This is a genomic window from Pantoea folii (genome assembly GCF_056678875.1).
On the sequence record NZ_JBWXON010000020.1, the window covers coordinates 46,960 to 71,232 of the forward strand.

The following is a 24,273-nucleotide window of genomic DNA, read 5'->3' on the forward strand; positions in this document are numbered from 1 at the left end:
ATTTAGCTGAGCGTCCTGCTTCAGCTTTGGCTGTTTTCGTCCTTCCTTGCACGGCCAAGTAAACTCAATGCTGCCTCTCGCGCCGATTTTTCGCAATACAGTACCTGATAAATCTGCTCGGTTATCGGCATTTCAACACCCATTCTCGCCGCCAATGCTTTGACTTCTTTGGTGTTTCGGTACCCTTCTACAACTTGTCCGATAATGCGCTGCGCCTCATCAACGCTCTCGCCTTGTCCCAGCATCATGCCAAAACGACGATTGCGGGATTGATTATCGGTACAGGTCAGCACTAAATCGCCCAGCCCCGCCATGCCCATAAAGGTGGTGGGATCGGCTCCAAGAGCGGCGCCAAGGCGACTCATCTCCGTCAGCCCACGGGTAATCAGCGCGGTTCGTGCGTTAGCACCAAAACCAATTCCATCGGAAATGCCGGCACCAATCGCAATCACGTTTTTCACCGCGCCACCCAATTGCACGCCGATGAAGTCCGGATTGTTATAAACGCGGAAACTTTTACCGCAGTGCAGTTTTTGCTGCAGATCTTCAGCGAACTGCGCATCAGTGGCCGCCAGCGCTATCGCTGTAGGCATGCCCGCTGCAAGTTCTTTCGCGAAAGTTGGGCCGGAAACCACGGCCAGCGGTATTTGATCGCCAAGGATTTCACGCGCAACATCCTGCAAAAGACGGCCAGTCTCTTTTTCGAGACCTTTGGTTGCCCAGACAATACGTGAGTCTGCACGGAGATGCGGCTTCAACTGGGTGAGAACGTCGCCAAATACGTGGCTAGGCACAACCACCAATAGATCGCGGCTGGCATTCACCACCGTTGCCAAATCGGCTTCGGGAACAAGATTGTCAGGGAAAGGTACATCAGGCAGGAAAGCGGCATTACATCGGTCAGCCTGGAGCTGCGCCACGCTTTGCGGATTGTGGCCCCAGAGCAGAACCGGATGGCCGTTACGGGCCAGCGTAATGGCCAAAGCGGTGCCGTACGAGCCGGCACCGATGACGCTAATCGAAGCGTTGAGTGTAGTCATCAGGCATCCTGACGTGGCGCTTCGCCTTCACCTTGCTGCTGCAGATAGTTCATGAACAGGGCATCAAAGTTAACTGGCGCCAGATTGAGCTGCGGGAAAGTACCACGAGACACAAGGCTGGTGATGCATTCACGTGCATACGGGAACAGAATGTTCGGGCAGTATGCACCGAGGCAATGAGCCATCTGAGTGCCTTCGATACCGCCGATAGTGAAGATACCTGCCTGCTGAACTTCGCACAGGAATGCGGTGTCTTCGCCAACGGTTGCTGTCACGGTAACGCGCAGAACAACTTCATAGACTTCATCAGCCAGCTGAGATGAAGCGGTGTCCAGATCCAGTTTCACTTCCGGTTCCCACTCTTTCTGGAAAACCTGAGGCGCGTTTGGCGCTTCGTAAGAAACGTCTTTGGTATAAACACGTTGAATCTGGAACTGCATTTCGTTTGTGCTATGTTCTGACATGTTACTAAATCCTGTGAGTTAAATTGTCTGACCGAAAAATTATGCCTGGAGTAAGGGATCCAGTCCCTGACGCCCATCCAGCGCGTAAAGATCGTCACAGCCACCAATGTGCTGCGCATCAATAAAAATCTGTGGAACTGTCGTACGCCCGCTTCGCTGAATCATCTCTTCACGCTTCGCCGCGTTCCCATCAATAGGAATCTCCTGGAACGAAACGCCTTTCTGATCCAACAATGCTTTTGCCCGGTGGCAATAAGGGCATGTGACTTTGGTGTAAATCTCAACATTAGCCATGCGGTTACCTCTGGGAATTATTTACCGCGTACCAGCGGCAGATTCTCACCACTCCAGCCGCTCACGCCATCTTTCAGCACGGAGACTTTTTCAAAACCTTCAGCGCTCAATTTAGCGGCTGACTCACTCGCGCTCTGACCAGTGGCACATACCACAATTATGGGCTGGGACTTGTGCTTTTCCAGTTCGGCAAAGCTCCCTTTTTTGATGTCAGCCGCTGCAATATTCACCGCACCTGAAATGTGCCCTTTGCGATAATCATCGCGCGAACGCACGTCTACAACCACCGCATCCTCTTTGTTGATCAGGTGGGTTGCTTCACCACGGCTGATGGTTTTTACCTTAGAGAACATTCCTTTAACGGTGGTCACAATCACCAGAACGAGTAAAACAACCCATGCCAGACTAAGGATGGTGTGATTGCTTGCAAACTGCATAATTTCTTGCATGAGGGGTAACGACTCCAGACCGGGCTAATAAGCTAAAACAAGGGTTCTGAGTATACCTGCGCCACTTAGCATGTACAGTCGCGAAGCGGGCAGAGTTACGATTTGTGCGTCATTTTCCAAAAAAAGTGTTCTAATCGCAAAATTGAGTCAAGGTTTATGCCGCTAAGCTCGGCACCGACATCTTTCGTAAAGCAAAACCCGCCCGGGATAACTGGTAAGCGGCTGTTCATCGTGGAATAATTATCGACTATGAAGGGAAAAGCGACCGTTACACACACAAGGACCTGTCACAACGGCCCAGCGCATCCGTTGTTATTTCGCTGGTCCGAAATCTCCCTGAGCTTGCTCTGCGCGGGCGCACTGTTATTGCCCGTTTACGCGCACAGTGCGGATGACAGTAAAACCCAGCTCAAGTCCATTCAGCAGGATATTGCTGACAAAGAGAAAAGCGTTAAAGCGCAGAAATTACAGCGCAGCAAACTTCTCGATCAACTGCAAAGTCAGGAAAAAGTGATTGCGCAAGCCAGCCGGCAGCTTCGGGAAACGCGCAATAGTTTGACCGCGCTTGACGGCGAAATCACGCAAATTACCACCTCCATTTCTCGTCTGGAAAAACAGCAGGCTCAGCAGGAAAAACTGCTGGCTCAGCAATTGGATGCGGCTTTCCGACAAGGCCAGCACAATGGGTTACAGCTGCTGCTGGGCGGTGAAGAAGCACAGCGCAGTGAACGCATTCTTGCCTATTTCGGCTACCTTAATGCTGCACGCCAGAAAAACATCGACGATCTCAAACAAACTCAGCAACAGTTGGCCGAGCAGCGTCAGGCATTGCAAGGTAAGCAGGAACAACAAAAATCCCTGTTAGCCCAACAGCAGTCGCAGCAGGCCAAATTGGAAACTGCCAGTGCGGCACGTAAGAAAACCCTGACGGTACTGGAAAGCTCGCTGGAAAAAGATCAGGCCGATTTGGTTGAGATGCGAGAAAACGAAAGCCGTCTGCAGGATAAAATTGCCAAAGCCGAACGCGAAGCGCGCGAGCGTGCCGAACGTGAAGCACGCGAGGCAGAAAAAGTACGTCAGCGTCAGGCACAGGCAAAAGCCAAGGGATCAAGTTATCAGCCCACACAAAGCGAACGTGAGTTGATGGCACGCACCGGTGGCCTCGGTAAGCCTGGTGGGCAGGCGGTGTGGCCCGTGAATGGACGTATTGAACACCGCTTCGGTGAATCCATGCAGGGTGAACTGCGCTGGAAAGGTCTGGTGATTGATGCACCAGAAGGCACCGAAGTGAAAGCCATCGCCGATGGACGCGTACTGATGGCCGACTGGCTGCAAGGCTACGGTCTGGTCGTGGTATTGGAACATGGTAAAGGCGACATGAGTCTTTATGGCTACAACCAAAGTGCGCTGGTGAGCGTGGGTACTCAGGTGAAGGCAGGACAGCCTATCGCCCTTGTGGGTACCAGTGGCGGCCGCGGCACGCCTTCGCTCTACTTTGAAATCCGACGTCAGGGACAGGCCGTCAATCCACTACCGTGGTTAGGAAGATAAGTGTTGTTTCAGCCTCAAAAGCTCTCAATTGCGTTCTGCGCACTGTTTTTCACACTATCAGCTCAGGCAGGTAAACTCTCAATTGTGATTGATGACTTCGGTTATCGTCCGGTTGAAGAGAATAAAGTGCTGCAAATGCCCGCTGCGATTTCGGTCGCTGTACTGCCGAATGCACCTCATGCTCGTGAGATGGCGACAAAAGCACATCAGGGTGGTCATGAGGTGTTGATTCACTTGCCAATGGCACCGCTCAGTAAGCAGCCGCTGGAAAAAGATACCTTAACCCCAGAGATGAGCAGCGAAGAGATCGCACGCATTGTTCGGGATGCCTCGGGTAAAGTGCCCTTCGCTGTGGGGCTGAACAACCATATGGGCAGCAAAATGACCTCCAGCCTGCCCGGCATGCAGAAAGTGATGCAGGTGCTAAATCAGTACAATTACTACTTTCTCGATAGCATGACGATTGGCAATAGCCAGTCTATTCCAGCGGCACAAGGTACGCATGTTAAGGTGCTGAAACGCCGGGTATTCCTTGACGATAGTCAGAATGAGGCATTGATTCGCGAACAGTTTACCCGTGCCGTAAAACTGGCACAGCGCGATGGCTATGCCATTGCGATTGGTCATCCGCATCCTACCACCGTTCGTGTGCTGCAACAGATGCTGCCATCACTGCCACCCGATATTACGTTGGTACGCCCGAGTCAGTTGCTGAATGAGCCTCTGCATCAGGGTAAAACACCGCAGACAACCGATAAATCGCCGGGACCGAAATTCCGTGCTCCAGGCGTGTGTAAGGTTAGTAAACCACTGCCGCCAGTGCCGCAAAGTCGAGCCGTTGAAATAGTGATTGAAAATGTGGCAGGTAGTAAGTTAATCAATCAGTTAGGTTTACTTTTTTAACGCAATCATCAACGTTTTTGAAAATTAGCGTTAGCCCCATTCGGGGCTAGCGTTTTTTTCTTTATCATTACGAAATTAATTCCCGCGACTGATGTCAAATTTGCCAGGTTCTTAGGGTGAATTGGAATAATGAAAAAGCTTTGGAAAATAAACGTAATCAATAACGTACTCAGTTTACATGCCAGACTGAGCCAGATTGACAAAAACAAGACACCGCTAAGCTCAAATCATGAGTTTAAGCGCATTGTTATTTTCTCAACGACCGCATTAGGAGATCTCCTTTTTAATACTCCTGCGATCAAAGCCATAAAGCATCGCTATCCAGAGGCCAGGCTCATGCTGGTATCCAGTGATAAAAACCGTGATCTCGTTGAAAAAAGTCAATGGTTTGATGAAATAGTCATCTGGGATAATAAAATAGTTCATTCCCATCGCGTAATCAGGAGAATGAGAAAATTCAAACCTGATATGACTGTGCTACTGCATTCAACATTGGGCTATGACATTCTCTGCGCACGCCTGTCTGGCTCAAAATATATTATTAGAGATAATTTCAGAAGTGACAATACTGTCTTTAATCACTGGATAGATCATTATTCATCGGCAACAGATGTTCATATTATTCAGCGTAAACTCGACCTGATTAGTATTCTTGGATGCAATACAACAGATATCAGAATGCAATTTCCCATTGCAATTCACTCTGTAGAACGTGAAAACTATCGACCTGTAATTGGCTTTCAAATGGGGGCGTCCGGGAAAAACCGTTGCTGGCCAGTTGAACATTTTTCTGAACTAGCAGAGCGTATTTTAGAAAATAACAAAGATGCAAAAATAGTATTGACTGGTGCCACCCAGGATAAAAACATTGAAAAATCATTCTTTGATTTATTAAAAAATAAATACCATTCAAGGGTTCACTCTTATATTGGTAAGACTCGCCTACCTGAACTCTTACAGATAATTAAAAACCTTGATGTGTTGATCACAGGTGACACTGGACCACTACATATTGCTATCACGGCAGAAACGCCGACAGTGAGTCTTTATGTCAGTGCTAATCCCAGACATACAGGACCTTATCAGGATTTACACATTCATCAGACTATCAGAATTGAACCTGAATCTAATGATGATCCGCATTACCCATTAAGAAAAATAAGCGTTGATCAGGTTTATAACGTGATGATGAAAAATATTTCAGTCTAAAATTACACTACCAGATAGCAAGCGATCTGGTAGTGGTTTTTATCTAGGCCTTACGGGATGACAAAACTATCGCTAATGGCAACCAGAATAATACCCATGTTTCTCCTGGTCCACCAATCACAAACATCCCCTGAGTAACAAAAAACATCAAAGAGAAGAGATAAATTGAGGCTTCTAACCCCATGCCTTGATGATACTTTCTATACGCATGATACAAGCCAACCAGGATGAGTGATGCCATAAATAGCACACCCACCACACCGCCTTTTAAGAAAGCCGATACATAAATACTGTGTGTGGTTATAACATGTTGGCCAATACTGTTTACAAATGTCAGCTGCTTATCAAACCCCCAACCGAAATAGGGATGAATCATTGCATCTGAAATGGCATGATTCCAGATTCCAAATCTGATAAAACTCTGCGCATAAGAGGAAACAATGCGCGCATAAAAATCACTGCCATAATCGGTAAAGTAGAAGAATAATAAAATAGTAGCGATTGAAATCATGATATACAAAACATGTTTAAGGTGAACATGTTTATATTTAGCAAGTAAAACAGCTAAAGAAACCATTAAAGCCAATAATGGACCTCGACTTTGCGTCAAGATCAAGCCAATAAAGAGCAACGATGCAGGTATGTAAATCCAGTGTCGGCCTGACTCACGGGCAATAATCAGTGCACTTAAAATACCAAGAGCAAAATATCCACCGAGATCAATGACATTTTTTGGCGCGGCAAAAAAACCGTTTTCAAGTCTATTAGTCAGTAGCGTGCTTTTGTCTACCAACATAAATGTCAAAACAAGGACAATAAAACACCCGGAAAAAATGCATCCATAAACCTTCAGCAAACCATAACGCTTAATACAGTAATCAAACATACAAACGAAAAAAAGAAGATAAACGGTATGCTTCAGAGTTGAAATTATATTCTCTGGAACACTTGTCCATAAGTTCGTAATACTGTAATAAATGAGGAATAGTGCAATAACGCCTATTGACCTCCAGGGATATGGCTCGGGAAGACTAAGCTTTTTTCGCTGGAAAAACAAAAATATCATCATCGTTGTAATCGACAGATGAAATAAATTATTTACTTTTCCAACACCTGTAAATATGGTCATTAAAAATAAAAATGCCATAAAAGAAATAGATGCAATAAATTCTAAACTTTCAGTTTTTTTTAAAAATGACATCTGGCGTCGCCTTCTCGAAAATTTCCTCTGTCAGTCCACTATTCATAGACAAATTGTAAACCTTTATCCCTGCATGATTAAGCTCGATGCTGGCATTCAAGAATGCGGGCTTTATAACTTGAGTAAAGTTTTCCCCTAAAAAGCTTTTCTGCTTATTATTTTCATTTTCATAAAATCGTGGGGATGAAAAATTATTCATATCAACCCCTGCTAACAGTATACGATTTGAACTGAGCCATACGGCTATTTGCAACGCCCAATAGGCCACTGTACCCGCATCAAAAATACCTTGTCGGATATCCCATGAAAAACCTGATAATGGATCAGTTGGATAGACTGATAATCCTTTATTATCATTGAAATTCAAAGCATACTCAGCAGGTACTACTGATTTTCGAAATATCTTATAACTCAGATCTTCAATAATAGCCAAACGACACTTTATCTTATCGACTCCAATGCAATTCAACATATCATTGAGGCAATGAACTGTTGTAAAGAGCGTCAACTCAGGGTCGCCCAGTACTTTTCCGACAATATCAAAACGATTCTCAACAAAACCGCGATCGACAATAACATAATATGAAAATACGACTTTATCTCGTAGGTGATAAGCGCCATTAACACCAATAAATGTCGTTTCTGAAAGTAATTCAAAATCAAGATCATTCACTGACGGGCCAGTTGCCAGTATCGTCATATCATTGGTAACGGTTTTACGTAATGAATCTAATGCTTCAATTTTTATTTCATTTTTTCGCCAGACTAGCCGTTCAATATGGTCTTCTGCTCCACGTTGAATTCTGATATGAGGCCAAAAATTTTCATTGTGTCGATAAGCTCGTTCATGGGTATAACGATAGATTTGTTTAAATATTGATCCCATTCAAAGCAATTCCCGCAATTTTTCCATTACGCTCACGGCGGATATAGCCTGCATTCTGCCACCTGCACCGCGTAGCTCATGCTGATTCTTCCCATATCCCCCAATCAGCCCCGGATCGGTTGGACCAAACAGCGTGATGTTCGGGCGGTCCAGCGCGGCGGTCAGGTGACTCAAACCCGTGTCGACCGAAACGACAGCGCGTGCCCCCGCCAATTGCTGTGCCACTTGCTCCAGCGCTAATTTTGGCAGCACCTCAACATGGTCAAAACCTTCCGCCATTCTTAATGCACGTTGATGCTCATGTTCAGCACCCCACGGCAGTTTCACCCGCAGACCCGTCGGCTGTACCAATTCAATCAGTTCGCGCCAGTGTGATTCAGGCCAATGCTTGTTATCACGGGTGGTGGCGTGTAGAAACACTAAATATTGATGCGCATCCTCGGGCAACGCGGAGAGGAAATGACCGGCAATCGCATAATCCCCCTGAGTGTCCGGTTTCGCATAACCCAGGCTTTTAGCAAACAGTTCGCGCGTGCGTTCTACCGCATGCTGCTGTTTATTAATTTCATGGCGTTTGTCATACCACCAGCTGGCAAAGGGTTCCCGCGCACTGCGGCTGTCTTGTCCATGCTTTACGCCTTTAGCCAGGCGCGTCACCAGCGCGGCGCTTTTGATCAACCCTTGCGCATCGATCACCACATCATACTGGCGCGATTGCAGGTCTCGCTTAAACAGAACGCGCTCTTCACGCTGCTGGCTACCAAACCAATGTTTACGCCAGCGACGAATCGCCACCGGCAGCACTTTATCTACTGCCGGATGCCAGCTGGGGATCTGTGCAAAATTTTCTTCGACGACCCAGTCAAAACGGATGCCAGGAATGGCCTGCATCGCATCAGTGAGCGCCGGTAACGTGTGCAGCACGTCCCCCATTGAGGAGGTTTTTACAATCAAAACGTGCATGGCTACTCCTGCACCGGATGCAGCAGCGCACTCAGTTCCTGATGAACCCGAGCAGGCTGAATATCTATGAGACTCTGGTGATAACCCTCTTCGGCATCACCTTTACGTATTTTGTGATAGCCGGAGATCAAACGAATAACACGTGCCTGATGAGACAGCGGCGGCGTGAAATCCGGGCTACTCGGGCCATACAAGGCGACTAACGGGCGGTTCAGTGCGGCGGCAATATGCATCAACCCGGAGTCATTACTGACAACGGCCGCGCAATGTGCGATCAAAATAACCGCCTGCTCTAATTGCGTATCGCCCGCCAGATTCTTGCAGTGCGCTCGTGCTGATTCCGATAACGTCTGAACAATAGTGTCACCGGTTTCGCGATCTTTTGCTGAACCGAACAACACCACCTGGTAGCCTTCGCCAATCAGTTGGTCAGCAAGTGCCGCGTAGTGGTAGTGCGGCCAGCGCTTGGCTGGTCCAAATTCAGCGCCAGGGCAGAACCCAATCACTGGACGATCGGCCGACAGAGCAAACTGCGCCGCCGTCATGCGCTTCTCGTCTTCATCGACACGCAACTGCGGCCACAGTAAGGGCTGCGGCAACTGTTGTGCGGAGGCGATGGGTTTGTCGTAGCCCAGTGCAACATAGCGCTCCACCATCAGCGGAAACGCGGCTTTATCCAGCACACGCACATCGTTCAACACGCCATAGCGCATCTCACCACGCCAGCCGACACGGCGCTTAATACCTGCAAAGAACGGCACCAGCGCTGATTTGAACGAATTTGGCAGCACATAAGCACGGTCATAATTGCTGACCTGAAGGGATTTGCCCAAACGCCGCCTTTCACCCAGTGCCAAAGCGCCATGGCCCAATGGCATCGCCAGCGCCTGATTGACTTCCGGCATCCGTGACAGCAGTGGCCGGCACCAGGCCGGCGCCATCACATCAATGACCGCATCCGGGTGCTCAGCCTTGAGCGTGCGATAGAGACTTTGCGACATCATCATATCGCCGACCCAGGAAGGGCCAATGACCAGAATTTTCATCGCTGGTGCCGGTTTCCTTATGCTTTACGATTGAGCCAGGTCATGTATTCACCCACGCCCTGAGCAACGGTTTTAAATGGCTTGTCATAACCCGCTGCGCGCAGATTGGTCAGGTCCGCCTGAGTGAATGCCTGATAGCGGCCTTTCAGTTTCTCAGGGAACGGGATGTATTCAATCTGGCCTTGCTGATGGAACTTCAGTACTGCATCGGCGACTTCCTGGAAGGACTCCGCACGGCCAGTACCACAGTTGTAGATGCCAGATACACCGTTTTCCCAGCACCACAGGTTTACCGCAACAACATCGTCAACATGGATGAAATCGCGGCGGAAGTCGTCGCTGCCTTCAAACAGCTTTGGATTTTCACCATTGCTGATCTGAGTATTGAGGTGGAAAGCCACACTCGCCATACCGCCTTTGTGACCTTCGCGTGGGCCGTAAACGTTGAAATAGCGGAAGCCACATACTGGAGAATCGGCTTCCGGCAGAATCTGACGCACGTAGTGGTCGAAGAGCATTTTTGAGTAGCCATAGACGTTCAGCGGCTGCTCGTACTGGCGCTCTTCAATGAAGTTTTCATTGCGGCCACCGTAAGTGGCCGCTGAAGAGGCGTAAAGGAAAGGAATTTCGCGTTCCAGGCAGAAATGCAGCAAGTCTTTCGAGTACTGATAGTTGTTATCCATCATGTACTTGCCATCCCACTCTGTGGTCGCCGAGCAGGCACCTTCGTGGAACACCGCTTCGATTGGACCCAGATCTTCGCCGGACATGATGTAAGAGAGGAACTCTTCTTTGTCCATGTAATCCGCGATATCAAGATCTGCGAGGTTCACGAATTTGGTGCCATCTTTCAGATTATCCACCACCAGAATATCGGTAAGACCGCGATCGTTCAGCGCTTTAACAATGTTGCTGCCAATCATGCCAGCGCCACCGGTTACGATAATCATATGCTTTGCCTTTAAACAGTTGGGGTGAAACAGGAGGTTTCACGCACGAATACCTAACATCATAACATTTCAGCCCGCGGCAGGCAGCCAGATGACTCCGTAACCGCTGCACAATTTGCATCCATAGCGTGAACTATGCTGCAAAACGAAGATTTCTCTGGCGGAAATGTCGGCACGATGCGTCTTGATCAGTAATATGTGCCAAAATTTTGCTATCTGAGGAGCAGAATCATGTCCAGTCAGTTTTATTCGCAAATCCTTCAACAGCTTGAGACAACACGTAGCGATGGATTGTTCAAACAAGAACGTACCATCACGTCGGCGCAGCAGGCTGAGATCAATGTCGCTAATAGTCCTTCGGTGATTAACTTCTGCGCCAACAACTATCTCGGTCTGGCGAATCACCCCGCGCTTATTCAGGCCGCCAAAGAAGGCATGGATTCCCACGGCTTCGGCATGGCATCCGTGCGCTTTATCTGCGGCACACAAGATATCCATCAGCAGTTGGAACAAAAGCTGGCGGCCTTTCTCGGCATGGAAGATGCTATCCTGTTTTCCTCTTGCTTCGATGCCAATGGCGGTCTGTTTGAAACGCTGCTCAGTGCGGAAGATGCCATCATCTCTGATGCACTCAATCATGCCTCAATTATCGATGGCGTACGCCTGTGTAAAGCCCAGCGCTATCGGTATGCCAACAACGATATGTCTGAGTTACGTGCTCGGTTAGAGGAAGCGCGTGATAAAGGTGCTCGCCATATTCTGATCGCCACAGACGGTGTGTTCTCGATGGATGGCGTGATTGCCAATCTGCAAGGCATTTGCGATTTGGCCGACGAATTTGACGCATTGGTGATGGTTGATGATTCCCATGCGGTCGGCTTTGTCGGTGCAACTGGGCGTGGCACCCATGAATACTGCGGCGTAATGGATCGCGTAGATATCCTGACTGGCACATTAGGCAAAGCGCTAGGTGGTGCTTCTGGTGGCTATGTAGCTGCGAAAAAAGAGGTGGTTGAATGGCTACGCCAGCGTTCACGCCCTTACCTATTTTCCAATTCCCTCGCACCTGCTATCGTCGCCGCCTCGCTGCGGGTGTTAGACCTGCTCAGTGAAGGCGATGGGTTACGCCAGCGCATTTGGGATAACGCCCGATTCTTCCGCGAGAAGATGACCGCAGCCGGCTTTACGCTGGCGGGTGCTGACCACGCCATCATTCCGGTGATGCTTGGCGATGCAAAAGTGGCTCAGCAGTTTGCCAGCCTGCTGCAAAAAGAGGGCATCTACGTCACAGGCTTCTTTTATCCGGTGGTGCCGCAAGGTCAGGCACGCATCCGCACTCAGATATCTGCAGGTCATACGCAGGCACAACTGGAACATGCCGTTGCCGCCTTCACTCGCATTGGCCGACAGTTGGGCGTGATCGCAGGAGCAGAACGATGAAAGCATTGGCCAAACTCAAAGCCGAAGAAGGTATCTGGATGGTGAAGGATGCACCGATTCCGGAACCTGGTCACAACGACCTGCTGATTAAAATTCGTAAAACCGCAATTTGCGGCACCGATGTTCACATTTACAACTGGGATGATTGGTCGCGTAAAACCATTCCCGTTCCAATGATCACTGGCCATGAATATGTCGGCGAAGTCGTCGGTATGGGCGAAGAGGTAAGAGGCTTTGCCCTTGGCGATCGTGTGTCCGGCGAAGGTCATATCACCTGCGGTCACTGCCGAAATTGCCGCGCCGGCCGCACTCACTTGTGCCGCAATACCGTGGGTGTCGGCGTCAATCGTCAGGGCTGTTTTGCTGAGTACCTGGTCATCCCTGCATTTAACGCTTTCAAGATTCCCGACAATATCTCTGACGAGCTGGCAGCGATTTTCGATCCCTTTGGCAACGCCGTGCATACCGCGCTCTCGTTTGATCTGGTCGGCGAGGATGTGCTGATCTCTGGCGCTGGCCCCATTGGTATTATGGCTGCAGCGGTGTGCAAACATGTAGGCGCACGCAATGTAGTCATCACCGATATCAATGAATATCGCCTCGGTCTGGCACGCCAGATGGGCGTGACACGCGCCGTCAATGTGGCGCAGGAAAATCTGCGCGATGTGATGGCTGAGCTGGGTATGACCGAAGGTTTCGATGTCGGGCTGGAGATGTCTGGCGCGCCTCCCGCGTTTCGCACCCTGCTGGAGGTGATGAACCATGGTGGGCGAATCGCTCTACTGGGCATTCCGCCGGGCGAGATGGCGATCGATTGGAATCTGGTGATCTTCAAAGGACTGTTCATCAAAGGCATCTATGGCCGTGAGATGTTTGAAACCTGGTACAAAATGGCAGCGTTGATTCAATCCGGCCTCGACTTAACGCCCATCATCACACATCGCTACCACATCGATGAATTCCAGCAGGGATTTGACGAGATGCGATCCGGCCGTTCAGGAAAAGTGGTATTGAGCTGGGATTAAGGATTCACAGGGAGGCTTTTGGGCCTCCCATGGATTCACTTAATCAGCGCCAGATATTGCTGACAGATTGCCGCCGTATCAAATTCGGCAAAGGCATCCGCTGCTAACAACGGCGGGTGCTGATAAATGTCACACATTGCTGCTGCCAGCGATTCAGGGTTGAGATCCGCCAGGCCGCGCGCTAAATCACCCTGCAACAGCCACATCGGGCCACCCGGACAACGCGTACTGACGACGGGTGTGCCACACAATACGGCTTCGATCAGCACATTACCAAAACCCTCGCTATCCGAACTGACGATCAACATTGTCGCCCGGCTGATCCATGCATAAGGGTTTTGTGTAAAGCCCTGGAAAATAACACGATCGGCAATTCCTAGCGATTGTGACAGGGCTTCTAAAGCGGCTTTACGCTGTGCCGATCCCTGCCCCAATAACACCAACGGCAACTGAATATTGCTTAATGCGTAAGCCTTTAACAGTCGGTCATGCCGTTTAGTTTCGTGGAAGCGCCCGACATGCACCAGAAAACCAGACTCAGGCACTTCGGCGGGCTCTGCTGCCAACTGCCGAATCAGTGCAATATCGAACGGATTGCCAATTACCGCTTCGCCTGTGAGCTTCACAGCAAAGGCCTCTTTCAAATCCTCCAGCACGGCGGGTGAAACGCCGACCACGTTACGCCCCTGATAAACCTGCTGGATTTTACGCGCCTTTAACCAGCGTGATAATCCGGTGCGATGTCCAAGGTAGGAGGCTGAAAACACGCCATGCAGGCAGAACCAGGTTTTCTTCGCATCCAGCGCGCGACTTCGACGCACAATACGGTCGGTTTTGTGCAGATGAGATACCACAAGATCAAATTCACCTGCCGTTTTCTCCGCCTGTTGTACTGCTGCGTCCAGCAAACGGGCTCGACGACTCAGCTCAGTGAGTTTGCGCCAGGGTCGACGATTGGTGTCCAGAATGACCTGATAATCCACTCCCTGCGGCAAGGGGTATTCGCACACTTTTCGCAGGGAAAACAGTGATACACGGTGCCCCTGTGCCAGCATACCGGTGACCAGCGTCAGAACCACTTTTTCAGCGCCGCCGCCCGGCAATCCATCTATCACCATGAGTATGCGTTTTGACAAAATATTCTACCTGTCTGAATGAAATAACATGTGATTGCCTGCAGTCCTGGCCAGGATAGTAGCGCAGATCCTTCGTGCTTTTCGCCTGTTTCCTGCCCGGGCAAATAGTTTTGCGTCACTGAATGGCTCAGCGTAACATTGCGATTTTATTGGCTTCAGGCGGCGAACATGACCCGGCACGCGTTCCTTATTACCATTGACACTGAAGGCGACAACCTTTGGCGCAATCACCGTTCAATCACCACCGAAAATACCGGCTATCTGCCACGTTTTCAGGACCTGTGCGAGCGTTATGGTTTTAAACCCACCTGGCTGACCAACTATGAAATGGCGATGGATTCCGCTTTCGTGGAATTCGGTAAAGATGTCATCGCACGCAAACAAGGTGAGATTGGCATGCATCTGCATGCATGGAACAGTCCGCCAGAAGCTCCACTCACCGATGATGACTGGCGTTGGCAGCCTTTCCTGGTCGAATACCCGGATACCGTGCTGCGCGATAAAGTCGTTTATATGACTGATCTGTTGGAAGAAAAGTTCCAGACCAAAATGCTGAGCCATCGTGCGGGGCGCTGGGCATTTGATGAACGTTATGCCGCCATTCTCACCGAATTAGGCTATCAGGTGGATTGTTCCGTTACCCCGCGCGTGAACTGGTCCTACACACGCGGCGCGCCACAGGGTAAAGGCGGCACTAACTATACAGATTTTCCGTTCAAACCTTATTTCATCGATCCGCAGGATATCTCACGCAGCGGCAACTCTTCACTGCTCGAAATCCCTATGAGTATTCAATACAAATACTCGCCTTTGATGAATGCCTTCAAACAAAGTCTGTATCGACTTCGCGGCAAGCAAAAAAGCCCCGCCGTACATTGGCTGCGCCCGTCCGGCGGTAATCTTGCGGATATGCAACGTGTGGTCGAAATGTCGCTGGCAGAAGGCAATAATTACACGGAATTTATGCTGCACAGCTCTGAGTTCATGCCAGACGGCAGCCCAACGTTTAAAAACGAACGCGATATCGAACAATTATATGCGGATTTAGAGGCGCTCTTTAGTTGGTTAGCGCCCCGTTTTGTTGGTCAGACCCTGTCTGAATACCACGACAGTTTTAGGCTACAGCAGCCTGCACGTTAAGTTTTTCCCACGCCTGCCAGACCGTTTCCAGTGCGATATCAGTGCATTCACCGGAATCGGTCTGCATAATCTGGTACTCACCCGACCATGGATGCCACAACGTCGCATTGGTATCGCCAAAGAACACAACCTGCTTTTTATGCAGCCCGGCGGCAAGATGCATCTGCCCCCCATCGCTACACAAAATTTGTTCGCAGCTATCAAAACCTGCGATGACTTCGCGCACTGATGCGGTGGGATAGCGCGCTACGCGCGGTGAATTGACCAACTGCATCAACTCATCAGCACGTGCCGCATCGCCTTTGTCATGGGCATCCAACGTGCCTTGAGGCGACCAAAACACCAGCACGCGCGCCTGCTCATCTTCCAACAGCTTATTGATAAAAGCCGCATAACTGGCTATCGGCCAGCGACGCTTTGGGCTGCGGCTGCTGATGTGCACACCATATACCCTGCCTGGTGAGGCGAAGCTTTGTGCAACCCGCGCTTTCGCGGCTTCACGTTCTGCATCTGCGAGATAAAGATTCACGGAGGGCACTTCAGGCAGGCTGTCAGTCAACGCCGAGAGGTAAGAAAAGGTATGTTCGACCTGATGGCTGCCCTGAAAATCGCTTTTACGGAACGGATGATCCAGCTGAACATCGGGCAAAGCTGCACCAATAATATTGTGTGCGCCTGCCATTTTCGCCAACCGTAAGCTGTATTTGCACGGCACAGGATTGGCCAAAATCGTGGCATCAAAACGCGTTTTACGCAGTGCCAACATGATTTTTACGCGCTGCCAGTAAACACCGAGTGTGGTTTCGTTCTTACCGCGATGTTTGGCTTTTTTGTAGACATACAGACGGTCAACGTGAGGATTATGGCTCACCACATCCTGAGCAATCTTATTAACCAGTAGGGTGATTCTTGCGTCAGGAAAAGTGCGTTTCAAACCTTCCAGCAGTGGAGTGGTACACACCATATCGCCAATGTTATCGCGTCGGATAACAAGGATGTTTTTCATACTGATGCCCAGGGTAAAAAGGATTGATGCCAAACATTCCGGCCAGAACCGTTCCTAAAAGCGCAAAAATGCTAGCGAGCTAACTACTTTTGACCATTAATGTCCAAAAAGTTCTGAATTTCTTAGCAATAATTAACGTTAGAAAATCGTAAATAATTGATAAAACCATAAATAACAATGTCGCTTGATAATCCCGCACTTTCCATCATTACACCCATGTTCAACGCTGGCGCGATGTTCGAGACGTTTATGCAGTCTCTACTGGCGCAGTCGCTGACAGATCTCGAGATCATCATTGTCGATGATGGTTCCACCGATGGTTCAGGCGAACGGGCTGAGGCTTATGCGCATCAATATTCTCAGGTGCGGGTTGTTCACCAGGCTAATGGTGGCGTCTCACGGGCACGCAATGCCGGATTAGCCGTTGCAAAAGGCAAGTACGTCACATTCCCGGATGCAGACGACACCATGAGCCCAACCATGTATCAAACACTGGTTGAGATGGCCGAGCGAGACGATCTCGATGCCGCGCAGTGCAACGCGGAATGGTTTTTCAAAGCCAGCCAGACGACCAAACCGTTGATTCCCCTGGATCGCTTATCCAGCACCGATGTATTAAGCGGCCCAGAATGGCTGAACACCGCACTGCAAACCCATCGATATATGCATGTTGTATGGCTAGGTATTTATCGCCGTGAACTGATTGAACAAAACAATCTCACTTTCGAACCGGGATTGCATCATCAGGATATTCCCTGGACCACAGAGTTCATGTTCAACGCCAAACGCGTGCGCTACACCGATCAAATGCTCTACCGCTACTACCTGCACGATGCCTCCATTAGCAACCGCAAACGCACCGGTCAACGAAATGTCGAGTATCAACGCCATTACCTGAAAATCGCGCAGATGCTGGAAGAGATCAATGCACGCTATCGCGATAAAGTTAAAATCTATCCCGCATTCCATTATCAAATTACGCGTGAAGCGCTCAGCGTCTGCCATTCCATTCGCCGTGAACCGGAAGAGAGCGCACGGCAGGCGATGATTGCGGATCTGTTTGCCACGCAAACCCATAAACGGATGCTGCGTAATGCACGCGGCGCGCGGCAGTGGTATCAACTGCTGTTATGGCTGAGTCGCATTTATCGCTGGCGTAACAAATAAGCGTCGCGGCTGGCTTTCGCCCTATAGGGGTTTGCCCTACAATCAGCTCACTGAAATTTGAGATCATTTGAGTATGGCAAGCCCGATTCCAGTCCAATTTGCACCGAAAAACATTCTGCTGATCAAGCTACGCCATCACGGCGATATGCTGCTGACCACGCCCGTTATCAATGCGCTCCGCCAACGCTATCCCCAGGCCAACATCGACGTCCTGTTGTACAAAGAGACGCGGCCGATGCTGGAAGCGCACCCCGCGATTCGCCAGTTGCACATCATTGACCGCAACTGGAAAAAAGAGGGCGGCTGGCAGAAGTTCCGCCACGAGATGGCTCTACTTTCAGCTGTACGAGCCTGCCATTATGACGTGGTGATTAACCTCGCCGACCAGTGGCGTAGCGCGATTATCACGCGTTTTTCAGCCGCTCCGGTGCGTATTGGGTTTGCCTACGCCAAACGTGATCACGCCCTGTGGCGTTGGTGCCATAACTATCTGGTTTCGACAAAAACACATAATCAATTGCATACCGTCGAGCAGAATATGGCGGCGCTTGAGCCGCTAGGTATCAGCGCGGAAGGTGCAAAAGCCTCAATGCACTTTAGTGCGGCAGATAAACAGAAAGTGCAGGATGCATTGGCTCAGCAAAAGGTCAGCGGGCCGTTTATCGTGTTACAGCCGACATCGCGTTGGGTATTTAAATGCTGGGAAGATGAAAAGGTCGCGCAGCTGATTGATACGCTCGCGGCTGACGGCCATACCCTTGTTCTTACCGCTGCCCCAGACCAGAAAGAGCAAGCGATGATTGCCCACATTCAGTCGCTGTGCCACAGCCAGAATGTGGTTTCACTTGCTGGGCAGTTTTCATTGCCGCAACTGGCGGCATTGATTGATGCCGCACAACTGTTTATCGGTGTGGATTCTGCCCCCATGCACATGGCCGCCGCACTCGATACGCCCTGTCTTGCGCTGTTTGGCCCCACCAAACTGCAACACTGGCGTCCGTGGGGTGAAAACAATCGCGTGATCTGGGCCGGTGATTATGCACCGCTGCCTTCGCCAGACGACATCGATACCAAAACAGAACAGCGCTATCTCTCAGCCATTCCGGTGGATGATGTGGTGGCCGCCGCCAGGAGTTTTTTGCATGACTAAGTTACGCCTGGCGATTGTCCGGCAGAAATATCGTCCGGATGGCGGGGCCGAGCGTTTCATCTCGCGGGCGCTGGAAGCACTGGACAGCGAACAGCTCGATCTGAATATCATCACACGTAGCTGGCAGGGCACACCCAATCCGGCCTGGCATTTGCACATCTGCAATCCCGCCAAATTTGGACGCGTATCGCGCGAACGCGGTTTTGCCCGCGCGGCACGGGCATGCTGGGAACGTGAAAAGTTCGATATCGTGCAGAGCCACGAACGCATTGCGGGCTGCGATATTTTTCGCGCCGGTGATGGCGTCCATCGCGTGTGGCTGGAACAACGTGCGCGTATCGTCTCACCCTGGCAGCGTTTGAGCGCCAGCCTGAGTCCTTATCATCGCTATGTTTTGCAGGCTGAAGCAGAGATGTTCAATGCAGCATCTTTAAAAGCAGTAATCTGTAACTCTGAGATGGTGAAGCAAGATATTTTGCGTCATTTCACGCTAGATGCCAGCAAAATCCATGTCATTCACAACGCCATTGATAGCCAGCGTTTCCAGCCAGCAACAGAAGCTCAGCGCTACGCCATACGCCAGCAATTGACGCTGCCACAGGATGCCACGGTGATGATCTACGTGGGTTCAGGCTTTGAGCGCAAAGGCTTGAAAGCCGCCATTGAAGCACTCGCCCACAGCGATCGCTATCTGGTTGTGGTTGGCCAGGACAAACAACTTTCACGCTATCAGCAGCTGGCTAACCAGCTTAATTGCCTTGATCGCTTGCGCTTTGTTGGCGTGCAGCAGGATGTGGAGCCCTATTATCACGCCGCTGACGCCTTACTGTTGCCCACGCTTTATGATCCTTTTCCGAATGTGGTGCTTGAAGCGATGGCCTGCGGTTTGGCCGTGATTACCAGCACCGGCTGTGGCGGCGCAGAATTTATTCAAGCCGGCCAGGAAGGCTTCGTTTGTGATGCATTGGATATCAAGGCATTAAATGACGCCATTGTCGCCACACCTGCACTTTCGCAGAATTCTGTGATGGGTGAAGCCGCACGCCGCAGAATCGAACCTTTTGGTCCGCAGCGACTGGCGCAGTCCCTGACTTCACTCTATCAGCAGGTGCTGAAGACCAGCTGACGAAGTGGTATGAGCAGGCGGTCAGTTTCTGATAACATGCCGCCTTTCATGTGTTTTTTGACGCGAATCTGTCGTAACGATAACTATGACAACTCTATACACAGCCCTGCTCTATTTAATACAGCCACTGATCTGGCTGCGCCTGTGGCTGCGCGGTCGAAAAGCACCGGCCTATCGTAAACGCTGGGCGGAACGCTACGGCTACTGTGTGGGCAAAGTTGAACCGCACGGCATTGTGCTGCATTCGGTTTCTGTGGGTGAAACACTGGCCGCCGTGCCGCTGGTACGCGCATTGCGCCATCGCTATCCTACTCTGCCGATCACCGTGACTACCATGACGCCAACCGGTTCCGAACGCGCTCAGTCCGCGTTTGGTAAAGATGTGCATCATGTCTATCTGCCCTATGATTTGCCCGGTTCGATTAACCGTTTCCTTGATACCGTTGATCCTCGTCTGGTGATCATCATGGAGACCGAGTTGTGGCCGAACATCATCCGTATTCTGCATCAGCGCCAAATTCCGCTGGTCATTGCCAATGCCCGTCTGTCAGAGCGTTCGGCCAAAGGCTATAAAAAACTCGGTGGCTTTATGCGTGATTTGCTGCAGCGCATTACGCTGATAGCAGCGCAGAACAACGAGGATGCTGAGCGATTCCTCAGCCTCGGCCTTAAACGAACGCATCTCGCCGTCACCGGTAGCCTGAAATTTGATATATCTGTAACGCCGGAATTGGCGGCCCGTGCGGTCACCTTGCGCCGTCAATGGGCATCGCGCCGCCCGGTGTGGATCGCCACCAGCACGCACGAAGGCGAAGAGACCATCATCCTCGATGCGCATCGTCGTCTGCTGCAGCAGTTCCCTGATCTGTTGCTAATTCTGGTGCCACGCCATCCTGAACGTTTTAAAGATGCCTGTGAACTGACGCAAAAGCGCGGTTTCAGTTTCACTCTGCGCAGCAGCGGTGAAATTCCGTCTGGCGCAACGCAGGTTGTGATTGGCGACACCATGGGTGAATTAATGCTGCTGTACGGCATCGCCGATATCGCCTTTGTTGGTGGCAGTCTGGTAGAACGCGGCGGTCATAATCCGCTGGAACCGGCCGCCCATGCCATTCCGGTGCTTATGGGTCCGCATATCTGGAACTTCAAAGATATCTGCGCCAAATTGCAGCAGGCAGAAGGCCTGATCACCATCACCGACGTGGTTTCGCTGGAGAAACAGGTGGCCAACCTGCTGCAGGATGATGATTACCGCCGTTATTACGGTCGCCACGCTGTCGAAGTGCTGCATCAAAATCAGGGCGCATTGCAGCGTCTGCTACAGTTACTCGAACCACATTTGCCGCCACGAGCTCATTAACGCATGCCACAACGCCAACGTCTTTCCGTGGTGATGATCGCCAAAAACGAAGCTGAATTGCTGCCGGAGGCGCTGGCCTCAGTGAGCTGGGCAGATGAGATTGTACTGCTGGATTCAGGCAGCCAGGATAACACCGTAGCAGTGGCCCGCGCGCACGGCGCGCAGGTTCATCAGGCTGAAGGCTGGGCGGGCTTTGGCAAGCAGCGCCAGCGTGCACAAGCTCATGCAAGCGGCGATATGATTCTAATGCTGGATGCCGATGAACGTGTCACACCCGAGTTACGCCGCGCGATTGAAAACGTACTTGAGCAACCACCCTCCGCTACCGTTTATAGCCTGGGACGCAGCAATTTGTTTCTTGGCCGCTTTATGCGCCATAGTGGCTGGTATCCGGATCGCGTGATGCGCCTCTATCCTCGCGTACTCAATTACAATGACAATCTGGTGCACGAGTCGCTGGAAACCCTGGGCGCATCGGTGGTGACGTTACCAGGCGATCTCCAGCATCTCACCTGCCGCGATTTGATCGCTTTCCAACGCAAACAGATGAATTATGCCGAAGCCTGGGCGCAAGAACGTTTTCAGCGAGGCAAGCGTTGTGGCATCTTCTCGATTTTCAGCCACACGTTGGGCGCATTCTTTAAGACGTTGCTGCTGCGTGCCGGATTCCTCGACGGCAAGCAGGGCTGGATTCTGGCCGTCGTCAACGCGCAATACACCTTTAACAAATACTCAGCGCTCTGGGCGCTGCATCACACCTCAACACAAGGTCGCGTATGAGCACCAAAGCGATTTATCCCGGCACGTTTGATCCCATCACGTTGGGCCATGTGGATATTGTGACGCGCGCGGCGCAGATGTTTGATCGCATCGTGGTTGCTATTGCCGCCAGCCCCAGCAAAAAGCCGCTGTTTACACTCGATGAGCGCGTGGATTTGGCACGGCAGGCTACTCAGCACATCGCCAATGTTGAGGTGCTGGGCTTTAGCGATCTGATGGCGAACTTCGCCAAAGCGCAAAATGCCAATGTGCTGGTGCGGGGATTGCGTGCGGTGTCAGATTTCGAATATGAACTGCAACTGGCGCAGATGAATCGTCACCTGTTGCCTACGCTGGAAAGCGTGTTTCTGATGCCTTCCGAAGGGTTCTCGTTTGTATCATCGTCGCTGGTGAAGGAAGTGGCGCGTCATAAAGGTGATGTGCAGGCATTTCTGCCTGCCGTGGTGCATCAGGCACTGCTGGCCAAGCTGGCGCTGCCCTGATTAATGCTGACAGCATGGGCACCAAAAGGTGCTGCGCTGGCCATGTTTACCGCTGACGATCGGCGTACCGCAGGCTCGGCAGGGTTCGCCCGCCCGACCGTACACCTGCAATTCCTGGGCAAAGTAGCCAGGCTTTCCATCGGTTTGCAGGAAATCACGTAGCGTGGTACCGCCCTGCTCAATCGAACGCAGCAAGACGGCCTTGATTGTCGCCACCATCAACTCCGCTTCATCACGACTCAAACTCATCGCCGAACGATCGGGTAAGATCCCGGCGGTAAACAGTGATTCACTGGCATAAATGTTGCCCACGCCAACCACCACTTTGTTATCCATCAGCCACTGTTTAATGACCGTGCGTTTGCCGCGCGACTTCTCAAACAGATAAGCACCATCGAATTCGCTGCTGAGCGGCTCAGGACCGAGATGTGCCAGTACACTGCTGCCTTCCAGATCAGGGGTCCACAACCACGCACCAAAGCGGCGTGGATCGGTATAACGTAGCACCTTGCCGTTGCTCATCACCAAATCGACGTGATCGTGTTTTGCGGCGGGTTGCTCACCGGGAAGGACTCGAAGGCTGCCAGACATGCCGAGATGAATGATAATCCAGCCGTGTGGCAGTTCCAGCAGCAGGTATTTTGCGCGCCGTTGCACGCTCAACACTGGTTGGTCGCTCAGCGCATGAATTTCGTGCGAGACCGGCCAGCGCAGGCGTGAATTACGCACAATCGCATGCAAAATCGTTGCGCCCACCATATGTGGCTCAATACCACGTCGGCTGGTTTCTACCTCTGGTAATTCAGGCATGTCATCTCCTCAACAAATCGCAGAAACAAAAAACCCGGCCGAAGCCGGGTTTTTCGCAAGAACACCAAAATTACTTAATTTTGGCTTCTTTGTAGATCACGTGCTGACGTACAACCGGATCGAACTTTTTCAGTTCCAGTTTCTCTGGTTTAGTACGTTTGTTCTTCGTGGTGGTATAGAAGTGACCTGTACCAGCAGAGGAAACCAGCTTGATCTTCTCACGAATACCTTTAGCCATGATTCAATTCCTTAGTACTTAGTACTTCTCACCACGGGCGCGGATTTCGGTCAGAACCGTATCAATGCCCTTTTTATCAATAACACGCATACCTTTAGCAGATACACGCAGAGTAACGAAGCGCTTTTCGCTCTCAACCCAGAAACGGTGAGAGTGCAGGTTCGGCAGGAAACGGCGTTTCGTCGCGTTCATTGCGTGGGAACGGTTGTTACCCGTTACCGGACGCTTTCCAGTTACCTGGCAGACTCGTGACATTTCTATTCTCCAAAAATCAAATCAGCTCGAGCTTTAAAAACTAGGTTTTGGCCGCCTCGTCAGGCCTTAGCCCGCCCAAGCGAGTTCCATGTGAACCCGCTAAGCTGGCCCAAACGCCAAACCCGAGATTCTCAAAGGTGGCGTAGTATACGCCGCTCAGCCCAAGTGCTCAAGTCCCGAACAAATAAAGATCCCGATGGAT

Annotated in this window: 26 protein-coding genes; 12 read left to right on the forward strand and 14 right to left on the reverse strand. The window is 50.8% G+C overall.

What is annotated here, in order from left to right; all coding sequences use genetic code 11:
• Positions 1–20 precede the first annotated feature (20 nt).
• Genes gpsA through AC1MDE_RS20660 form a run of 4 tightly spaced genes read right to left on the reverse strand, consistent with a single transcriptional unit; the run spans position 21 to position 2,247 of the window.
• A complete protein-coding gene (gene gpsA, locus AC1MDE_RS20645; RefSeq protein WP_034823782.1) occupies positions 21–1,040 on the reverse strand; it encodes an NAD(P)H-dependent glycerol-3-phosphate dehydrogenase in 1,020 nt (339 codons plus the stop codon).
• On the reverse strand, positions 1,040–1,504 hold the full coding sequence (gene secB / locus AC1MDE_RS20650; RefSeq protein WP_034823785.1) for a protein-export chaperone SecB: 465 nt from the start codon (positions 1,502–1,504) through the stop codon (positions 1,040–1,042). Before secB ends, gpsA begins: the two co-directional genes overlap by 1 nt.
• Before the next feature lie 39 nt (positions 1,505–1,543).
• Positions 1,544–1,798, reverse strand: coding sequence for a glutaredoxin 3 (grxC, locus tag AC1MDE_RS20655; RefSeq protein WP_007885328.1), 255 nt, complete (start codon positions 1,796–1,798; stop codon positions 1,544–1,546).
• 17 nt (positions 1,799–1,815) lie between these two features.
• Positions 1,816–2,247, reverse strand: coding sequence for a rhodanese-like domain-containing protein (locus AC1MDE_RS20660; protein WP_045833631.1), 432 nt, complete (start codon positions 2,245–2,247; stop codon positions 1,816–1,818).
• 249 nt (positions 2,248–2,496) lie between these two features.
• Between AC1MDE_RS20660 and envC the strand changes: the two genes are divergently transcribed.
• From envC to AC1MDE_RS20675, 3 genes are all read left to right on the forward strand, one after another.
• Positions 2,497–3,798, forward strand: a complete 1,302-nt coding sequence (gene envC / locus AC1MDE_RS20665; protein WP_045815707.1) for a murein hydrolase activator EnvC — start codon at positions 2,497–2,499, stop codon at positions 3,796–3,798.
• A gap of 3 nt (positions 3,799–3,801) precedes the next feature.
• A complete protein-coding gene (locus tag AC1MDE_RS20670; protein WP_058960153.1) occupies positions 3,802–4,701 on the forward strand; it encodes a divergent polysaccharide deacetylase family protein in 900 nt (299 codons plus the stop codon).
• A 129-nt stretch (positions 4,702–4,830) separates the two neighbouring features.
• On the forward strand, positions 4,831–5,910 hold the full coding sequence (locus tag AC1MDE_RS20675; protein WP_058960120.1) for a glycosyltransferase family 9 protein: 1,080 nt from the start codon (positions 4,831–4,833) through the stop codon (positions 5,908–5,910).
• Between the two features lie 43 nt (positions 5,911–5,953).
• Here AC1MDE_RS20675 and AC1MDE_RS20680 read toward each other — a convergent pair whose 3' ends face one another.
• Genes AC1MDE_RS20680 through rfaD form a run of 5 tightly spaced genes read right to left on the reverse strand, consistent with a single transcriptional unit; the run spans position 5,954 to position 10,956 of the window.
• A complete protein-coding gene (locus AC1MDE_RS20680) occupies positions 5,954–7,111 on the reverse strand; it encodes an O-antigen ligase family protein (protein WP_211729391.1) in 1,158 nt (385 codons plus the stop codon).
• The gene (locus AC1MDE_RS20685; RefSeq protein WP_097119667.1) at positions 7,089–7,997 is read right to left on the reverse strand and encodes a sugar glycosyltransferase; all 909 of its coding nucleotides are present in this window, start codon (positions 7,995–7,997) and stop codon (positions 7,089–7,091) included. The genes AC1MDE_RS20680 and AC1MDE_RS20685 overlap by 23 nt, the downstream gene beginning before the upstream one ends.
• Positions 7,998–8,960 (reverse strand): lipopolysaccharide heptosyltransferase RfaC, encoded by a 963-nt coding sequence (rfaC, locus tag AC1MDE_RS20690; protein ID WP_283216540.1) that lies wholly within the window; start codon positions 8,958–8,960, stop codon positions 7,998–8,000.
• Positions 8,961–8,962: 2 nt separating this feature from the next.
• Positions 8,963–10,006, reverse strand: a complete 1,044-nt coding sequence (gene rfaF, locus AC1MDE_RS20695) for an ADP-heptose--LPS heptosyltransferase RfaF (RefSeq protein WP_479397866.1) — start codon at positions 10,004–10,006, stop codon at positions 8,963–8,965.
• 17 nt (positions 10,007–10,023) lie between these two features.
• A complete protein-coding gene (rfaD, locus tag AC1MDE_RS20700) occupies positions 10,024–10,956 on the reverse strand; it encodes an ADP-glyceromanno-heptose 6-epimerase (RefSeq protein WP_045815712.1) in 933 nt (310 codons plus the stop codon).
• Between the two features lie 231 nt (positions 10,957–11,187).
• Here rfaD and AC1MDE_RS20705 point away from each other — a divergent pair, with 231 nt between their 5' ends.
• Positions 11,188–12,396: a glycine C-acetyltransferase gene (locus AC1MDE_RS20705; protein WP_058960125.1), complete on the forward strand. Its 1,209-nt coding sequence runs from the start codon at positions 11,188–11,190 to the stop codon at positions 12,394–12,396.
• Positions 12,393–13,421 carry an L-threonine 3-dehydrogenase gene (gene tdh, locus AC1MDE_RS20710; RefSeq protein ID WP_038644056.1) on the forward strand — a complete coding sequence of 343 codons (1,029 nt, stop codon included), beginning with the start codon at positions 12,393–12,395 and terminating at the stop codon, positions 13,419–13,421. Before AC1MDE_RS20705 ends, tdh begins: the two co-directional genes overlap by 4 nt.
• 35 nt (positions 13,422–13,456) lie before the next feature.
• Here tdh and AC1MDE_RS20715 read toward each other — a convergent pair whose 3' ends face one another.
• On the reverse strand, positions 13,457–14,539 hold the full coding sequence (locus AC1MDE_RS20715) for a glycosyltransferase (protein ID WP_058960126.1): 1,083 nt from the start codon (positions 14,537–14,539) through the stop codon (positions 13,457–13,459).
• Between the two features lie 186 nt (positions 14,540–14,725).
• Here AC1MDE_RS20715 and AC1MDE_RS20720 point away from each other — a divergent pair, with 186 nt between their 5' ends.
• Positions 14,726–15,697 carry a polysaccharide deacetylase family protein gene (locus AC1MDE_RS20720; protein WP_058960127.1) on the forward strand — a complete coding sequence of 324 codons (972 nt, stop codon included), beginning with the start codon at positions 14,726–14,728 and terminating at the stop codon, positions 15,695–15,697.
• Here the strand turns inward: AC1MDE_RS20720 and AC1MDE_RS20725 are convergent.
• Positions 15,672–16,703: a glycosyltransferase family 9 protein gene (locus AC1MDE_RS20725; protein ID WP_058960154.1), complete on the reverse strand. Its 1,032-nt coding sequence runs from the start codon at positions 16,701–16,703 to the stop codon at positions 15,672–15,674. The two genes, AC1MDE_RS20720 and AC1MDE_RS20725, sit on opposite strands and share 26 nt — an antisense overlap.
• A 177-nt stretch (positions 16,704–16,880) precedes the next feature.
• Between AC1MDE_RS20725 and AC1MDE_RS20730 the strand changes: the two genes are divergently transcribed.
• The 6 genes from AC1MDE_RS20730 (at position 16,881) to coaD (ending at position 22,768) form a co-directional block, all read left to right on the forward strand.
• On the forward strand, positions 16,881–17,870 hold the full coding sequence (locus tag AC1MDE_RS20730) for a glycosyltransferase (protein ID WP_479397868.1): 990 nt from the start codon (positions 16,881–16,883) through the stop codon (positions 17,868–17,870).
• Positions 17,871–17,943: 73 nt separating this feature from the next.
• Positions 17,944–19,020, forward strand: coding sequence for a putative lipopolysaccharide heptosyltransferase III (gene rfaQ, locus AC1MDE_RS20735; RefSeq protein WP_479397869.1), 1,077 nt, complete (start codon positions 17,944–17,946; stop codon positions 19,018–19,020).
• A complete protein-coding gene (locus AC1MDE_RS20740) occupies positions 19,013–20,146 on the forward strand; it encodes a glycosyltransferase family 4 protein (RefSeq protein ID WP_058960130.1) in 1,134 nt (377 codons plus the stop codon). Before rfaQ ends, AC1MDE_RS20740 begins: the two co-directional genes overlap by 8 nt.
• A gap of 85 nt (positions 20,147–20,231) precedes the next feature.
• Positions 20,232–21,506: a lipid IV(A) 3-deoxy-D-manno-octulosonic acid transferase gene (gene waaA, locus AC1MDE_RS20745; protein ID WP_058960131.1), complete on the forward strand. Its 1,275-nt coding sequence runs from the start codon at positions 20,232–20,234 to the stop codon at positions 21,504–21,506.
• A gap of 3 nt (positions 21,507–21,509) precedes the next feature.
• Positions 21,510–22,286, forward strand: coding sequence for a glycosyltransferase family 2 protein (locus tag AC1MDE_RS20750; RefSeq protein ID WP_058960132.1), 777 nt, complete (start codon positions 21,510–21,512; stop codon positions 22,284–22,286).
• Positions 22,283–22,768 carry a pantetheine-phosphate adenylyltransferase gene (coaD, locus tag AC1MDE_RS20755; RefSeq protein ID WP_058960133.1) on the forward strand — a complete coding sequence of 162 codons (486 nt, stop codon included), beginning with the start codon at positions 22,283–22,285 and terminating at the stop codon, positions 22,766–22,768. Before AC1MDE_RS20750 ends, coaD begins: the two co-directional genes overlap by 4 nt.
• Here coaD and mutM read toward each other — a convergent pair whose 3' ends face one another.
• From mutM to rpmB, 3 genes are all read right to left on the reverse strand, one after another.
• Positions 22,769–23,578, reverse strand: coding sequence for a bifunctional DNA-formamidopyrimidine glycosylase/DNA-(apurinic or apyrimidinic site) lyase (gene mutM / locus AC1MDE_RS20760; RefSeq protein WP_480345058.1), 810 nt, complete (start codon positions 23,576–23,578; stop codon positions 22,769–22,771).
• 70 nt (positions 23,579–23,648) lie between these two features.
• Positions 23,649–23,816, reverse strand: coding sequence for a 50S ribosomal protein L33 (gene rpmG / locus AC1MDE_RS20765; RefSeq protein ID WP_001051798.1), 168 nt, complete (start codon positions 23,814–23,816; stop codon positions 23,649–23,651).
• An 18-nt stretch (positions 23,817–23,834) separates the two neighbouring features.
• On the reverse strand, positions 23,835–24,071 hold the full coding sequence (gene rpmB / locus AC1MDE_RS20770) for a 50S ribosomal protein L28 (RefSeq protein ID WP_007885297.1): 237 nt from the start codon (positions 24,069–24,071) through the stop codon (positions 23,835–23,837).
• Positions 24,072–24,273 lie beyond the last annotated feature (202 nt).